We start from the raw sequence: 14,900 nt of genomic DNA, 5'->3' as shown, positions 1-14,900 counted from the left end.
ACTAGCAATCTGCTCGTGTAAGAGCTCTTAAAATTTTGATAAGAAGAAAAATCCAAAAGCCAGTGAATATGGGCGACAATTACACGGGAATTAAATGTAAATTTGCGGCATGAGTTTGCAAAAACAAGTGAAAATAAAGAATCGCAAAGCCCGCTTTGAATACGAGATCTTAGATCGCTACACGGCGGGTATCGTTCTGGCTGGTACAGAGATCAAAGCCATACGAGAAGGACGCGCCTCTATAGCTGAGAGTTTTTGCGAGTTCAACGATCGCGGTGAACTCTTTGTAATTAATATGACGATAGAGGAGTATTCTCATGCGACGCACTTTAACCACAAGCCAAAAAGTGAGCGTAAATTACTCCTGAATCGCAACGAGTTAAAGAAACTTGAAAAAGAAGTTAAAAACTCAGGCTTGACCATTATTCCCCTTTTATTGTTCACCAACGATAGAGGTCTTGCCAAGATGGAGATCGCACTGTGTCGCGGTAAAAAACTCTACGACAAACGCGAGACCATCAAAGACAGAGACAACAAGCGTAACCTCAGCAGGATCAAAAAGAACTTTAACAATTAATGGTAAATTTATGTTAGCTAACACTTTTTTAAGAAGTGGGTAGCTTACCATTGATTTTATTTGCTCCAAAACACTGACCATGCAAAAACCGCTACTCCTACTCTTATTATTTTTAAGTGCAAGCCTTCATGCCCAGATAAAAGGTCGGGTAACCGATTCCAAGGGCGAGCCCCTACCCTTTGTGAATATTTTTGTGCAAGACAGCTATTTAGGCACAACCTCAAACGAACTCGGTGATTACGTACTAGAACTGCCAGAAGCTGGAACTTATACCCTAGTTTTTCAATATTTAGGGTTCGAAGTAAAAACCCAACAGCTCGAATACAAGGGAAAACTCCAAGAACTAAATATGAGTCTGCAGGCCACCAGCCTTAGCCTAGACGAAGTAATTATCGATGCCAGTGAGGATCCGGCCTATAGGATCATAAGACAAGCCATAGCGAATCGCAAAAAGAACAGCCAGCGCATCGCCGCCTTTACAGCAGACTTTTACTCCAAGGGCTTGTGGAAGGTCACCGAGGCGCCAGAGCGTATTATGGGAGAAGATATTGGCGATTTCGGAGGAGCTTTAGACTCTACCCGAACAGGGATCATTTACCTATCTGAGACCATTTCAGAGATCGCATACCAACAACCTGACGATTTTAAAGAGCGCATCATTGCCTCCAAGGTTAGCGGAAACGACAACGGCTTTAGCTTTAACAGCGCCGGAGATGCTAACTTTTCTTTTTACAACAACACCATAGATATCAATGCGCAATTGGTATCTCCTATTGCCAACAACGCTCTAGAGTATTATCGCTACAAACTAGAAGGGGTCTTTTACGAGAATGACAAACTGATCAATAAGATCTTGGTTACCCCTAAACGCAGTCAAGACCGCGTTTGGGAGGGTTACGTCTATATAGTAGAAGACGATTGGGAGTTCTACGGCATAGACCTTAGCACCTCTGGCACTTCCCTGCAGATCCCGTTTGTGAAAGAACTCGTGTTTAAACAGAATTTCACCTTCGACAAGGAAAATCGGTTTTGGGTAAAGATCTCCCAGACCATAGATTTTAGTTTTGGGCTCTTTGGGCTTAATGGAGACGGACGTTTTACAGCTGTTTACAGCGATTACGATTTTTCTCCTGGCTTTACCAAACAAAGTTTTACTAATGAAGTCCTCACCTTTGTTGACAACGCGAACGAGAAAGATTCGCTCTATTGGAACCAGGTTCGCCCTGTACCGCTGACTCCTGAAGAGATCTCGGATTACATTCGCAAAGACAGCATTCAGACCTTGCGCAAGTCTAAAACCTATTTGGATTCCATAGACGCTGGGAACAACAGGCCATCGCTTTTGGCGCCACTTACTGGTTATACCTATCGCAACAGTTATGAGCGTTGGAACATTTCTTATGATGGTCCAAGTGTTCAGTTCAACACCATTCAGGGCTATGTCCCAGAGGTCGGTTTGCGCTTCTTTAAAGGGTTCGACGAGAACTACACGAAATGGCTGAGTTTCAACTCGCGTTTCAATTATGGGATCGATGAAGACCGATTCCGCTTTGACGCAGGCCTTACCTACCGTTTCAATGCAAAAAATCGTGCGAGACTCAGTGTTAATGGTGGTGTTACTGTAGCACAGTTCAACCGCAGGGAGCCCATTTCACCTTTTGTGAACACCATTAGTAGCTTAGCCTTTGAGCGCAATTATTTAAAGGCCTACGAGCTGCGCTCAGGAGCCATTAATTACGGGCAAGAAGTGGTGAATGGTTTGTTTTTAACGAGCAGACTGGCTTATGAAGAGCGTGTACCGCTGTTCAATACTTCGGATCAGGTATGGTTCAGAAATTCCGGTGTTTCCTACACATCAAACAATCCGTTGGATCCCACAGACTTTGAAAATGCAGCCATAGATAAGCACAATATTGTCAAAGCCGGCCTAAGTGCGTTCATCACTATTGGGCAGAAATATATGAGCTATCCCGATTTTAAGTTCAACGTGGGCGGCGACAATAGATTCCCGCGTATTCAGCTCAATTACGAAGGTGGATTCGCCGCCTCTAATGACAATTACAACTTTCATCAATTCAGCGCTGGGCTTTACCAAAGCTTTAAAATTGGCAATAAGGGACGCTTCCGTTATAACCTAAAAGGAGGGACTTTCGTTAACGGAGAAGGCATTTCCTTTGTAGATTTTCAGCATTTCAACGGGAACCAAACCCGCGTGAATGACGGCGGGGTGTATACCAACGTTTTCAATAATCTCCCCTACTACGCCTTAAGTACCAATGATTCCTATATGGAGTTTCATGCGGAGCATCATTTTAACGGCTGGCTCTTGGGGAAGATCCCAGGCTTGAATCAGCTCAACTTCAATTTGGTTCTTGGTGGGCATGTGTTGAGTACCGTAGGCAACAAGCCTTATTACGAGTATTCTGTTGGTTTGGACAATATTGGTTGGGGTAAGTATCGTTTGCTGCGGATAGATTATGTGCGCTCCAGTCTGAATGGGGTTAACGACGGTATTTTTGTCTTTGGCCTCAAGTTCTTGGACTTTTTAGATTAAGTCTTTTACGCAACCAAAAAGGCATTTTTACATCTTTTTTAAAATGCTTGTTATGAAAAAATTAATTCCTCTTTTCGTTTTAATAACGGTCTTGTGGAACTGTTCTTCGGATGACGATGGCGCTCCGCCTAGTTTTGAGGCCTTTAGTCTTAAGACCTACCAACCCAGTGCTATGAACCCTGAGGTTCAGGAGTTCGAGACTGGAGAGATAGTCTGGTCCTTTGACTTTGCCAGTCAAAAGGTGGTTGTAGAAGTAGCCTTAGGCGCAACTTCCATCCGTTTAGATCCTGGCACTTATGATTATACCTTGAATGACAATGTTTGCAACTACGACGACAATCGCTATTTTCATGTAGGTAGTGATGCCATTGGTCTGCTGATCATGGACAATTATGCCTCCGGAGTTGTGGTCATCTCTGACGGATGCATAGACGGACCCGTTTTTACTTTTGAGCGCGACTAGCTTATTGTCTTCTGTTGGCCAGTAGCGGCGGCGGTTCCCCGGTAAAGGGATTCCATCGTCCAATACTCTTTGCATTCATACCAGCAGCCTTGATCACGGCCCGATCGCCATATCTGGCACGCATCTTATCCATAGCCTGATACAGATTAATGATCTTTTCGTTGTCTTGAAACAGATCGATCTGATGCCCACCAGAAACCAGATGACTGAATCGGACACCAATTAAACGTACCAAAAGTCTGCGTTGGTAGAGCTTTTTATACAACTCCATAACCACCGGCAGTATCTTGTGATCTGCCGCACTGTAAGGAATGCGCTTTTGCATAGTATAGGTCTGAAAATCCGAATAGCGGATCTTTACCGTAACACAGGCTGTAAGTTTATCGCCGCGGCGGAGTTGGTAAATGAGATTCTCCGCCATGGCGGTCAATATTCCTTTTAATTTCTGCGGATCTGTGGTGTCGCGATCAAAGGTGCGTTCTGTAGAGATGGATTTGCGCTCGTGATATTGCACCACTGGCGAAGGGTCTATCCCATTGGCCTTACGCCAGATCACTTGCCCGTTCTTGCCAAAGACCCTGGCCATCATATCCAAAGGCATCTCTTGAATGGTTTGGATCCGTTTGATCCCTAAGTCGCAGAGCGCACGATAGGTCACCTCCCCCACCATGGGGATCTTTCTCACTGAAAGCGGCGAGAGAAAAGGTTTCTCATTGCCTTTCTTTATCCGGATCTTATTGTTGGGCTTGGCCTCTCCGGTAGCGATCTTAGAAACGGTTTTGTTGGTAGAAAGTCCAAAGGAAATGGGCAGTCCCGTCTCTTTGATGATCCGATCCCGCAGCTCCGAAGCCATTTTATGACATCCAAAAAAGCGGTCTGTTCCGGTGAGGTCTATGTAAAATTCATCTACCGAGGTCTTCTCGTAAAGCGGGACACTCTCTTTAATCACATCGGTAACCATATCAGAGAATTTAGAATAGACCCCAGAGTTCCCTCGCAACACTATCGCCTCCGGGCAAAGCTGTTTGGCCATTCGCATAGGCATGGCCGAATGTATCCCAAAGGTACGGGCCTCGTAACTGCAAGAAGCCACTACCCCACGGTCTGTGGTTCCGCCTATCAATACCGGCTTTCCTTCCAATCGGCTGTCTAATAGCCGCTCACAGGACACAAAAAAGGTGTCCAGATCCATATGTACTATTGCGCGTTCACTGTTCATATTCGCAATCCTTTTTTAGAATCGGCATAACGCGGATCCGCAATGATGGGCAAACGCTCCATCCTACTCACCTCTACCGATACACATCCAAATTCTTCCATCACTACGCCCGTGATTCGGTAAATTCCCTTGCCCCTAAAGGGGTATCTTTTGGCCACCGGCGGGAAATGTACGGTGTCAATAAAATCGCCATCGCGGTCTAAGAAGTTCCCAAAGAACATGCCTTTGCCGCCTGTGGTATTGGTGCGTTTGGTGGTCACCAAATAGCCTTCTATGGTTATGGTCTTGCTTATGTAGGCCATCAGTTGTCGGGCCCTCAGCGTATTCCCACCCGGATTCAGCAGCAAGAAAAAAGGCGAACACAGCGGAAAACCCAAAAGCTCCATCTGATCAAAAGCATCCTCCAAAACCGTGGTGCTGAGCTCTGGGGTCTGATAATTGACCTTCTCTGCCTTAAAGAGCGACGGCATGGGTTCTGCCACCACTGTTTTACCCAGTTTCATATGGGCTTCCCAAAGCAGTTCCCGCTTGTTGACTCCTGTAAAACGAAAGGCGTCTATTTTGATCAAAATGGCGAGCTGCTCCATACCTACAGGCACGCGTTCTATAAAATCGTCCAAGCTTTTAAAAGGGCCATTGGCCGCACGTTCACTGAGCAAGGCCTTAGCCGTATTACTCTCAAAAGCGTGCAGAAACATAAAGCCCAGATAAATGTGTTTCCCTTTGATAATGGTCTCGTGCTTACTGGTGTTCACGCAGGGCGGCTCGATGATCCCGCCGTGCAACCGCGCCTCATGCACATAGAACTCCGTGCGGTAAAAACCGCCAAAATTGTTGATGGTCGCTACCATATACTCCAAAGGAAAATAAGCCTTGAGATACAGACTCTGATAGCTCTCTACCGCATAAGAAGCCGAATGCCCTTTGGCAAAAGCATAACCGGCAAAACTCTCTATCTGTCGCCAGATCTCTGCGATCAAGGCATCGGGTTTGCCGGCATTGCGGCAGTTCATAAAGAATTGATCCTTCACCTTGGCAAACTCTTCCCGAGAACGGAATTTCCCAGACATTCCGCGGCGCAGCATATCAGCCTCGCCTAAAGTCAATCCGCCGAAATAATGCGCCACCTTGATCACATCTTCTTGATACACCATAACCCCGTAGGTCTCTGGCATGATGTCTAGTAAGATCGGATGGGCATCCTTACGCCTTTCCGGGAAACGGTAGCGCAGTATGTATTCCCGCATCATTCCAGACTTGGAAACCCCGGGACGGATCACCGAACTGGCAGCAACCAAGCCTAAATAATCATCCACCCGAAGCTTTTTAAGTAGCATCCGCATGGCTGGAGATTCCACATAGAAACACCCAATGGCCTTGGCATTGCGCAACAGGTATTTGATACGCTCGTCTTCTTTAAAGCCTTTGATATCATGAATGTCTATGGGCTTTTGCTTGGGGCGATTGTAGGCCACAATACCTACGGTCTCCTTGATCTTCCCCAGCCCGCGTTGGCTCAAAATATCAAACTTATACAGGCCAATATCTTCTGCCACCACCATATCGAATTGCGTGGTGGGAAAACCCTTGGGTGGCATGAAGGTAGCGGTGTAATAATGTATGGGCTTTTCTGCAATGAGAATGCCTCCGGCATGGATTCCTAGATAGTTGGGAAAGCCCTGAATGCGCTTGCTGTAGGTCACCACCAAACGAGAAAGGGAATCCAACTGCTCAAAGACATAGCTGCCCGCAGAAAGCAGATCGATCTCCGCCTTGGGCAAGCCAAAGACCTTCCCCAATTCACGAACAGCGGCCTTGTATTTAAAGGTGTTGTAGACCGTAAGTAAGGCGCAGTTGGGAAAACGTTTAAAAATGAACTGAGTCACATCGTCCCGGTCGCTCCAAGAAAAGTCGATATCAAAATCTGGCGGATTTTTGCGGTACAGATTTATGAATCGTTCAAAGTAGAGATCCAACTCAATGGGATCAACGTCTGTGATCCGCAGCAAATAGGCGACTATACTGTTGGCACCACTGCCTCGCCCCACATAGAAATACCCTTTGGAACGGGCGTATTTTAAGATCTTCCAATTGATCAAGAAATACGAGACAAAGCCCATTTCTTTAACTATGGTCAGTTCCTTTTGAATACGGTCTAGGATCTTGTCGTCTGCGGATTCATATCGGTAGGCCAAACCTTGATAGGTCAGTTTTTTGAGCAGTCTAAAATCCAGCTCGGCATTGCCGGTATACGTCCTTTGGTTGTTGGGCGTCTCGTTAGAAAAATCAAACTCAAAACGACTAGCCTCTAACAAAGCCGTGGCGTTGTCTAACAAAAACGGAAAGGCTGCATATTGCTGCTGCAAAGCCTCAGGCGCACACAAAATATGTGTCTCCAGACCTTGCTCAGATTCTGGCAACTTGCTCAAAAGCGTATTGTTGTCAATAGCCCGTAACAACCTGTGAGTATTGAAACTGCGCTTGCCCGCAAAACTCACGGTATACAGAGCCACCAACTTGTGCTTGCGCTTAAGCCAGGGAGAAAATTTCAATCGGTTCAGATCCTGAGGGCAGACGCCTAAAAACTCGTGCTCGGCTAATTTGGTTCCCTTAAAACTCGCAAAAGGGTAGATTATAAAACTGTCTTTAAGTGTGGCTGCCCGTGCAGGGATCTGTAGATCTTCGTGTAAAAAATGAGACAGATAGCGGTTGATCTGTGCAAAGCCTTCGTGGCTTTTAGCCAAGGCGATGAATTGCTGCTCGGCCCCGTTTCTAAAATCCACACCAACTACCGGTCTTATGCCGTATTTCTGACTCAATCTAAGCAGGTCAAAGCAGGCCGAAACATTGTTTATATCGGTAAAGGCCATTTGCTGTATCCCTAGGCTGGAAGCCGCTTCCAACAAGGGTTCCGGAGCAAAAGTGCCGTAGCGCAAACTGTAGTATGTATGGGTATTGAGAAACACATTTCAAAATTAGCTATCATTTGTAGTAATTATTGCTTATATTTGTAGCAAATGAATAAAATTATTCACAAAAACATCAGACACCTGCGCAAGCTCCGCGGACTCACTCAAGAACAGTTCGCAGAAGAGCTGCAAGTACCGCGTTCGCGTATCGGTTCTTATGAAGAAGGCCGCTCAGAACCGCCCATTGCCATGCTGGTAGCCTTTTCTGATCTCTTTAAGATTCCTGTAGATATTTTGATCAAGAACGATCTGACCAGTGCTCAAGATCATTCCTTCATTGAGATCGGGCAACAACGGGTGCTGTTCCCTATTCAGGTGGACGAGACCAACGAGAATGTTATTGAAGTGGTGCCTGTAAAGGCTTCTGCAGGTTATTTGCTGGGCTATGATGATCCGGAATACATAGAACAGCTGGAAAAGATCAAACTGCCTTTCTTGCCTACCGGAAAACACCGCGCCTTCCCTATTAAAGGAGATTCCATGCTGCCGCTTAAAGACGGTTCTTATGTCGTAGCGCGCTTTGTGGAAAGTCTAGACGACATCAAAAATGGAACCACTTATGTGGTGGTGACCCTTAACAACGGGATCACCTATAAACGTGTGGAAAACAATTTAAAGACCCAAGGGAGCATTCGTTTAGTCTCAGACAACAAAGCCTATGAGGCCTTTGAGGTTCCGGCTGCAGAGATCGTGGAGCTTTGGGAATTCACTTGTTCCATCAACACCCAGGAATACGACGCCCAAGAGCTTAAAATAAGCAGCATTGCACAGATGCTTACCGAATTGCAGGTGGAGTTGCAGAGTTTGAGGTAATAGGAGGCTATTCGTATTCTTGCGGATTTAGGCTTTAGCTTTCTGTACGGGGCTTTCAGCCCCTCCCCAATTTTAAATTAGTCCATTTTTCAAGGTTTAAAAAACACGCTACCTCTGAATTCATGAATCCATTATTGTCGTTTGTAAATAGCTAGCGACACTAAAAGCACAATAGCTCTCGATTATTTACATTAGCCTTTTCACTTCAAAGAAAGCTATGCCTAGAACTGCAGAGCCTACGGCAGTAGTCAGCACTTGGTAAACATTAAACATGTAGTGAATTGCTTTGCTTGAATAAATAAGCCACTAAAAACTAGCATCTAAATACTAAACACTGATATCTAGTTCTTATCCTCCAAAAGCGGTACAAAGCGGAACTCGCCGTATTCTTTCTTGACGAATTTAGTTTCGGATTCGCGGGTGTAGACCGTCATGATCTGTACCTTCTCGCCTACTGGAATCACCAAGCGGCCGCCAATGGCCAGCTGCGCCATCAGTGGTTTGGGTACAAAAGGAGCTCCGGCGGTAACGATCACCCCATCAAAGGGAGCGAACTCTGGCAAGCCTTTATAACCGTCTCCAAAAATCAGTCGTTTGGGGCGATAACCCAATTTAGGCAAAAAGAGTTGCGCCTTTTTGAAGAGTTCGTTCTGACGCTCAATGGTAAAGACCGTTGCGCCCATTTCCATAAGCACAGCGGTTTGATAACCACTTCCTGTTCCAATCTCTAAAATCTTATCTCCAGGCTTGACCTGAAGCAGTTCGCTTTGACGCGCGACCGTATAAGGCTGAGAAATGGTCTGGTCTGCAGCAATGGGAAAAGCCTTATCCACATAAGCGTGGTCTAAAAAGCTGGAATCCATGAACAAATGTCTAGGGATCTTGCCGATAGCGTTCAAAACTGCCGGATCTGCTATGCCTTTGGCTTTGATCACCTCGACCAATTGCTTGCGTTTGCCTTGATGTTTAAAGGAATCTTTCACGGTTAATTTGAGTCTCACAAAGAAAACGAACAAAAAGTTTTCCTGCAAAAATCACAGCCGATTTATCCTGTGAAGTTCGCGGAATAAATGCTATTTTTGTAGGTGTGATCGCTAGGGCACAATTCGCTCTGAGATCAGTCAAAATCAACAATCAAAGACTATGCTTAAAGCCGGTGTTGCAGGTGCGGGGCATCTGGGAAAGATCCATTTAAGACTTTTGCAAGAATCCGATCAATACGAGTTGATGGGGTTCTACGATGCGGACCCTAAACAGGCTGCAGCTATTACAGAGGAGTTTGGGTATAAAGCATACCCAAGCTTAGAGGCCTTAATTGCCGATTGTGACATGGTAGATGTAGTTACTCCTACCTTATATCACTTTGAAACGGCCAAAAAGGTCATTGAGGCTGGCAAGCATTTGTTCATTGAAAAGCCGATCACTACAACGGTAGAAGAAGCTGAGGCGTTAAGGGCTTTGGCTAAAAAGCACAAAGTTCGTGGTCAAGTTGGGCAGGTAGAACGCTTCAATCCTGCTTTTAGAGCGGTGGTAGATCGATTTGACAACCCCATGTTCATTGAAAGCCATCGTTTGGCAGAATTCAACCCGAGAGGTACAGATGTTTCTGTTGTATTGGATCTGATGATCCATGATATCGACGTGATCTTGAGTGTGGTTAAATCACCGGTTAAATCGGTTACATCAAACGGAGTTTCTGTTATAAGTTCTACCCCAGATATCGCTAATGCGCGAATCGAATTCGAGAACGGCTGTATCGCGAATTTAACTGCTAGCAGAATTTCACTTAAGAATATGCGCAAGAGTCGTTTCTTTCAGAAGGATGCATACATCTCTGTAGACTTCTTAGAAAAGAAATGCGAAGTTGTAAAAATGATGGATGCTCCAGAGACTCCAGACGACTTTGCCATGATACTCACCAATGCAGATGGTGACAAAAAGCAAATCTATTTTGACAATCCGGAGGTAACACCCAACAATGCCATCCTAGACGAACTCAATACTTTTGCAGAGGCGATCAAAGATGATAAAACGCCTATAGTGAGCTTGCATCAAGGCACCGAAGCACTGCGCTTAGCCATGCAGGTCATTGAAAACTTTAACAACTAAGAACTTCATATATGAAAAACGTAGCCGTAATAGGTGCAGGAACCATGGGTAACGGAATTGCCCACACTTTTGCCCAATTCGATTATAAAGTACAACTGATAGATATTTCTCAAGCCTCTTTAGACAGAGGAATGGCCACGATCACCAAGAATCTTGATCGTATGGTAGCCAAAGAGAAGATCAGCGAAGAAGACAAGGCGCGTACCCTTGGGAACATCACCACTTACACCAGCCTAGAAGAAGGTGTGGAATACGCAAGCCTAGTTGTTGAAGCGGCTACAGAGAATGTTAACCTGAAACTGAAGATCTTTCAAGACTTGGACAAATTGTGTCCGGACGATACCATATTAGCGACCAACACCTCATCGATCTCCATTACACAGATCGCGGCAGCGACCTCGAGACCAGATATGGTTATCGGGATGCACTTTATGAACCCTGTACCGATCATGAAATTGGTAGAGATCATTAAAGGATACAACACCAGTCAAGAAACCTACGACACCGTAGCGGAGATCTCTAAAAAGCTGAATAAGGTGCCTGTAGAGGTAAATGACTACCCTGGTTTTGTAGCCAACCGTATCTTGATGCCAATGATCAACGAGGCTATTGAAACCCTTTACAATGGTGTTGCAGGAGTTCAAGAGATCGATACGGTTATGAAACTTGGAATGGCCCATCCAATGGGACCTTTACAATTGGCCGACTTTATTGGTCTGGATGTTTGTCTTTCTATCTTAAATGTGATGTACGAAGGCTTTAAGAATCCGAAATACGCTCCTTGCCCACTGCTTGTAAACATGGTTATGGCAGGAAAATTAGGAGTTAAGAGCGGAGAGGGCTTCTACGATTATTCGGAAAGTCGCAAGGCCGAAAAGGTCGCAGCAATGTTTTCTTAATTTATGGCTGATGTTCGTCCTTTTGCCGCAGTTCGGCCGGCACGCGAACTGGTCAGCATTATGGTGAGTAGGTCTTATGACACCTACTTACCCAGTGAACGGAATGCGCGAATGAAAGCCAATCCGTTCTCGTTTTTGCACATCATCAATCCGGGCTTCAAATACCAGAAAAAACTCTCTGGCCAGGAACGTTTTGAGATGGTTCGAAACCGCTATCTGGAATTCAAAGAAGAGGGCAATCTTATTCAAGATCCGCAGCCCTGCTATTACGTATACCAGATCATAGATAGAGATGGACATACCTACCGCGGTATCATTGCTGCGGTAAGCACTGAAGATTACCAAAACAATGTCGTGAAGCGACACGAAGACACTTTGGCTCAGCGAGAGACACTCTTTACAGAATACCTACATACGGTAGGTTTCAATGCGGAGCCCATCCTGCTTACCTATCCACCCAACGATCCCTTGGAAGAGATCATGGATCAGGTAGTGCAAGTCCGAGCGGAATATGAATTCACCACCACCTTTAGAGATACGCACTATTTATGGCCGGTAAGTGAAGCGGCACATGTAAAAGGCATAAGGTCTTGCTTCGCAGCCATGCAACAGATCTATATTGCAGACGGGCATCACCGGTGCGCGAGTTCCGTTCGTTTGGCGGAGCAGATGCAAGAAAATCCTTTGGGAGAAGGGCAAGACAGCTACAATTTCTTTATGAGCTTTCTAATTCCGGAGAGCGATCTGCGGATTGAAGCCTTTTATCGCATGGTTAAAGATCTCAATGGCTTGAGCAAAGAGGCCTTACTCATTAAGTTGGATGAATTTTTCCGTATAGAGAATCGCGGGGTAAGCCCATATGCTCCGAGTAAGAAGCATCATTTTGGGATGTATTTGGACGGAGAATTCTATTCGCTTTATTTGAGAAAATTCAAAGTGGAATTTCAAGATGCATTGCAGGCATTGGACTCACAACTGCTCTTAGATACTATTTTACAGCCAATATTAGGAATCAAAGACCCGCGAACAGACAAACGCTTGAGTTACCACAGTGAACGCGAAGGAAAGTTCAACATCAAAGATGCTGTAGATTCTGGTAAATTTGCTGTGGGATTCAGCATGGTTCCTGTAAATATCGAAGAATTAAAAGCAGTGGCCGACGAGCAACTAACTATGCCGCCTAAAAGTACTTATATAATGCCCAAATTACGATCGGGCATAACCATTTACGAGTTTTAATGAGCATAGCAGAAAACATAAAGCAATTCAAGGAAAAGCTCCCTGAGCATGTAACACTAGTTGCAGTATCTAAGACGAAGCCTACCAGAGATCTCCAACAAGCCTACGATGCCGGACAACGGATCTTTGGTGAGAACAAGATCCAAGAAATGGCGGCCAAATGGGAGCAGCTTCCAAAGGACATTGAATGGCATATGATTGGGCACGTGCAGACCAACAAGGTTAAGTATATGGCGCCTTTTGTGAGTCTAATTCATGCCGTAGACAGCCTGAAGTTGCTCAAGGAGATCAATAAACAAGCTAAAAAGCACGAACGGGTGATAGACTGTTTGATCCAATTAAAGATCGCTTCGGAAGAAAGTAAGTTTGGCCTTCCTCCTGCGGATTTGGGATCCCTATTAGCCCAGAAAAAAGAACTGCAACTCGATCATATCCGTATAGTCGGCCTAATGGGCATGGCTACTTTTACCGAGGACGAGCAGCAGCTTCGTCGTGAATTCGGCATTTTAAAAGAAAAATACGACCAATACCAACAATCTGAAGCCTTTCACGTTCTCTCCATGGGGATGAGTGGCGACTACCCGATAGCCATTGCAGCGGGCAGTACCATGATCCGCGTAGGGAGTGCCATTTTTGGCGCCCGTAATTACCATTGATGTACGCGATTTTAGACATAGAGACCACTGGAGGGAAATACAATGAAGAAGGTATTACCGAGATCGCCATTTATAAGTTTGACGGCCACGAGATCGTAGATCAGTTTATCAGTTTGGTGAATCCCGAGCGGAAGATCCAACCTTTTGTGGTAAATCTAACTGGGATAAACAATGAAATGCTGCGCAATGCGCCTAAGTTTTACGAAGTGGCAAAGCGTATCATTGAGATCACCGAAGGCTGTATTTTGGTGGCTCATAATGCTCAATTCGACACGCGAATCTTGCGTACTGAATTCGACAGGCTTGGTTACGATTACCAACGCGAATCCCTATGTACAGTGGAGTTGGCTAAAAAACTGATCCCAGACATGCCTTCTTACAGTTTGGGTAAACTGGTACGCTCCTTGGGTATTCCTTTAAGTGACAGGCATCGGGCTGCAGGCGACGCTAAGGCGACGGTGACACTTTTTAAACTCCTGCTCAGCAAGGATCAGAAAAAAGAGATCATCAGTCAAACCGTGCGTATGGAGGCCAAGCGACAGTTAGAACCCAAACTGCTGGACATGATAGAAGCCACCCCTTCTGTGACCGGAGTGTATTATATGCACCGAGAAGATGGGAGTATCATTTATATTGGCAAGAGTCGGAACATTAAAAAACGCTTGAACCAGCACTTTACCTCTGACAATAGAAAGTCCAAAAAAATTCAACTGGAAGTTGCTGCGGTAAGCTATGAGGCAACCGGAAGTGACTTAATAGCTCAGCTTAAAGAATCCGAAGAAATAAAACGCAACAAGCCGCGCTATAATCGGGCCTTGCGCAAGACGATCTACAATTATCAGTTAGGGCTAACTAAAGACGAGGCGGGTTATCTGCAATTCAAGATCGAAAAGACCAATTTGGACAAACCTGCCATAACCACTTTCACCAATTATCAGCAGGCCAAATCACAACTCTTTAAGATCACTGAGCAGCATCAGCTCTGTCAGAAACACACGGGACTTCACAAAACCAGCGGACCTTGCTTTTTGCACACGATCAAAGAGTGCTTCGGAGCCTGTATAGGAGAAGAACCTGTAAACCAGTACAATGCTCGTGTAGAGCGCTATTTGGCCATGCACAGCTATGAGAATCAGAATATGGTCATTATAGATCACGGCCGAGAGGTAGATGAGCGCTCTGTGATATTGATAGAAGACGGTGTTTACCGCGGGTTTGGTTTTTTTAACCTCAATTACCAAATCAACAACCTGGAAATTCTCCGCAGTATCATCTCTCCTATGGAAGACAATCGGGATGCGCAGCACATTATTCACTCCTTTTTAAGAAGGAAAAAGGTGCTCAAGATCATTCCGCTAGAGAAGCTACAAAACGGCTCAAATTTTAACTAGCTCATTTTTTC

At 45.3% G+C, this 14,900-nt stretch carries 12 protein-coding genes; 9 read left to right on the top strand and 3 right to left on the bottom strand.

Translation table 11 applies throughout. The features are described from left to right. The first annotated feature begins 109 nt into the window (after window positions 1-109). The 3 genes from smpB (at window position 110) to BTO09_RS11610 (ending at window position 3,594) form a co-directional block, all read left to right on the top strand. A complete protein-coding gene (gene smpB, locus BTO09_RS11620) occupies window positions 110-577 on the top strand; it encodes an SsrA-binding protein SmpB (protein WP_087524938.1) in 468 nt (155 codons plus the stop codon). 79 nt (window positions 578-656) lie between these two features. Further along, window positions 657-3,131, top strand: a complete 2,475-nt coding sequence (locus tag BTO09_RS11615; protein WP_087524937.1) for a DUF5686 and carboxypeptidase regulatory-like domain-containing protein — start codon at window positions 657-659, stop codon at window positions 3,129-3,131. A gap of 52 nt (window positions 3,132-3,183) precedes the next feature. Continuing rightward, complete coding sequence (locus BTO09_RS11610) at window positions 3,184-3,594, top strand: hypothetical protein (protein ID WP_157663496.1); 411 nt, start codon at window positions 3,184-3,186, stop codon at window positions 3,592-3,594. A gap of 1 nt (window position 3,595) precedes the next feature. Here BTO09_RS11610 and dinB read toward each other — a convergent pair whose 3' ends face one another. Both dinB and BTO09_RS11600 read right to left on the bottom strand, forming a co-directional pair. Further along, on the bottom strand, window positions 3,596-4,813 hold the full coding sequence (dinB, locus tag BTO09_RS11605) for a DNA polymerase IV (RefSeq protein WP_087524935.1): 1,218 nt from the start codon (window positions 4,811-4,813) through the stop codon (window positions 3,596-3,598). Next, the gene (locus BTO09_RS11600) at window positions 4,810-7,779 is read right to left on the bottom strand and encodes a DNA polymerase III subunit alpha (RefSeq protein WP_087524934.1); all 2,970 of its coding nucleotides are present in this window, start codon (window positions 7,777-7,779) and stop codon (window positions 4,810-4,812) included. Before BTO09_RS11600 ends, dinB begins: the two co-directional genes overlap by 4 nt. 51 nt (window positions 7,780-7,830) lie before the next feature. Here BTO09_RS11600 and BTO09_RS11595 point away from each other — a divergent pair, with 51 nt between their 5' ends. After that, entirely contained in the window at window positions 7,831-8,595 is a 765-nt protein-coding gene (locus BTO09_RS11595) for a LexA family transcriptional regulator (RefSeq protein ID WP_087524933.1), read from the top strand. Window positions 8,596-8,936: 341 nt separating this feature from the next. Here the strand turns inward: BTO09_RS11595 and BTO09_RS11590 are convergent, their stop codons facing one another. After that, window positions 8,937-9,578, bottom strand: coding sequence for a protein-L-isoaspartate(D-aspartate) O-methyltransferase (locus BTO09_RS11590; protein WP_087525555.1), 642 nt, complete (start codon window positions 9,576-9,578; stop codon window positions 8,937-8,939). Window positions 9,579-9,738: 160 nt separating this feature from the next. On the opposite strand from BTO09_RS11590, the gene BTO09_RS11585 reads away from it, so the two are divergent. From BTO09_RS11585 to BTO09_RS11565, 5 genes are read left to right on the top strand one after another with little or no spacing between them, the layout of a single operon-like run. Next, the gene (locus BTO09_RS11585; protein WP_087524932.1) at window positions 9,739-10,704 is read left to right on the top strand and encodes a Gfo/Idh/MocA family protein; all 966 of its coding nucleotides are present in this window, start codon (window positions 9,739-9,741) and stop codon (window positions 10,702-10,704) included. Window positions 10,705-10,715: 11 nt separating this feature from the next. After that, window positions 10,716-11,603: a 3-hydroxybutyryl-CoA dehydrogenase gene (locus BTO09_RS11580; protein WP_087524931.1), complete on the top strand. Its 888-nt coding sequence runs from the start codon at window positions 10,716-10,718 to the stop codon at window positions 11,601-11,603. A gap of 3 nt (window positions 11,604-11,606) precedes the next feature. Then, window positions 11,607-12,842, top strand: coding sequence for a DUF1015 domain-containing protein (locus tag BTO09_RS11575; RefSeq protein ID WP_087524930.1), 1,236 nt, complete (start codon window positions 11,607-11,609; stop codon window positions 12,840-12,842). Next, window positions 12,842-13,498 carry a YggS family pyridoxal phosphate-dependent enzyme gene (locus tag BTO09_RS11570; RefSeq protein WP_087524929.1) on the top strand — a complete coding sequence of 219 codons (657 nt, stop codon included), beginning with the start codon at window positions 12,842-12,844 and terminating at the stop codon, window positions 13,496-13,498. Before BTO09_RS11575 ends, BTO09_RS11570 begins: the two co-directional genes overlap by 1 nt. Further along, entirely contained in the window at window positions 13,498-14,889 is a 1,392-nt protein-coding gene (locus tag BTO09_RS11565; protein WP_087524928.1) for an exonuclease domain-containing protein, read from the top strand. Before BTO09_RS11570 ends, BTO09_RS11565 begins: the two co-directional genes overlap by 1 nt. The last annotated feature ends 11 nt before the right edge of the window (window positions 14,890-14,900 follow it).

Origin of the sequence: Gilvibacter sp. SZ-19 (assembly GCF_002163875.1) — a bacterium.
In the GTDB taxonomy this organism is placed as follows: Bacteria; Bacteroidota; Bacteroidia; order Flavobacteriales; family Flavobacteriaceae; genus Gilvibacter.
The sequence above is the reverse complement of the archived record's forward strand: the minus strand, read 5'-3'. Positions and strand labels throughout refer to the sequence as shown.

Bases quoted from the DNA above. Each gene is read 5' to 3' on its own strand.
- BTO09_RS11565 (WP_087524928.1), top strand. From the start codon at position 13,498: ATGTACGCGATTTTAGACATAGAGACCACTGGAGGGAAATACAATGAA.
- BTO09_RS11575 (WP_087524930.1), top strand. From the start codon at position 11,607: ATGGCTGATGTTCGTCCTTTTGCCGCAGTTCGGCCGGCACGCGAACTG.
- BTO09_RS11595 (WP_087524933.1), top strand. From the start codon at position 7,831: ATGAATAAAATTATTCACAAAAACATCAGACACCTGCGCAAGCTCCGC.
- BTO09_RS11570 (WP_087524929.1), top strand. From the start codon at position 12,842: ATGAGCATAGCAGAAAACATAAAGCAATTCAAGGAAAAGCTCCCTGAG.
- BTO09_RS11585 (WP_087524932.1), top strand. From the start codon at position 9,739: ATGCTTAAAGCCGGTGTTGCAGGTGCGGGGCATCTGGGAAAGATCCAT.
- BTO09_RS11615 (WP_087524937.1), top strand. From the start codon at position 657: ATGCAAAAACCGCTACTCCTACTCTTATTATTTTTAAGTGCAAGCCTT.
- BTO09_RS11580 (WP_087524931.1), top strand. From the start codon at position 10,716: ATGAAAAACGTAGCCGTAATAGGTGCAGGAACCATGGGTAACGGAATT.
- BTO09_RS11610 (WP_157663496.1), top strand. From the start codon at position 3,184: ATGAAAAAATTAATTCCTCTTTTCGTTTTAATAACGGTCTTGTGGAAC.
- smpB (WP_087524938.1), top strand. From the start codon at position 110: ATGAGTTTGCAAAAACAAGTGAAAATAAAGAATCGCAAAGCCCGCTTT.
- dinB (WP_087524935.1), bottom strand. From the start codon at position 4,813: ATGAACAGTGAACGCGCAATAGTACATATGGATCTGGACACCTTTTTT.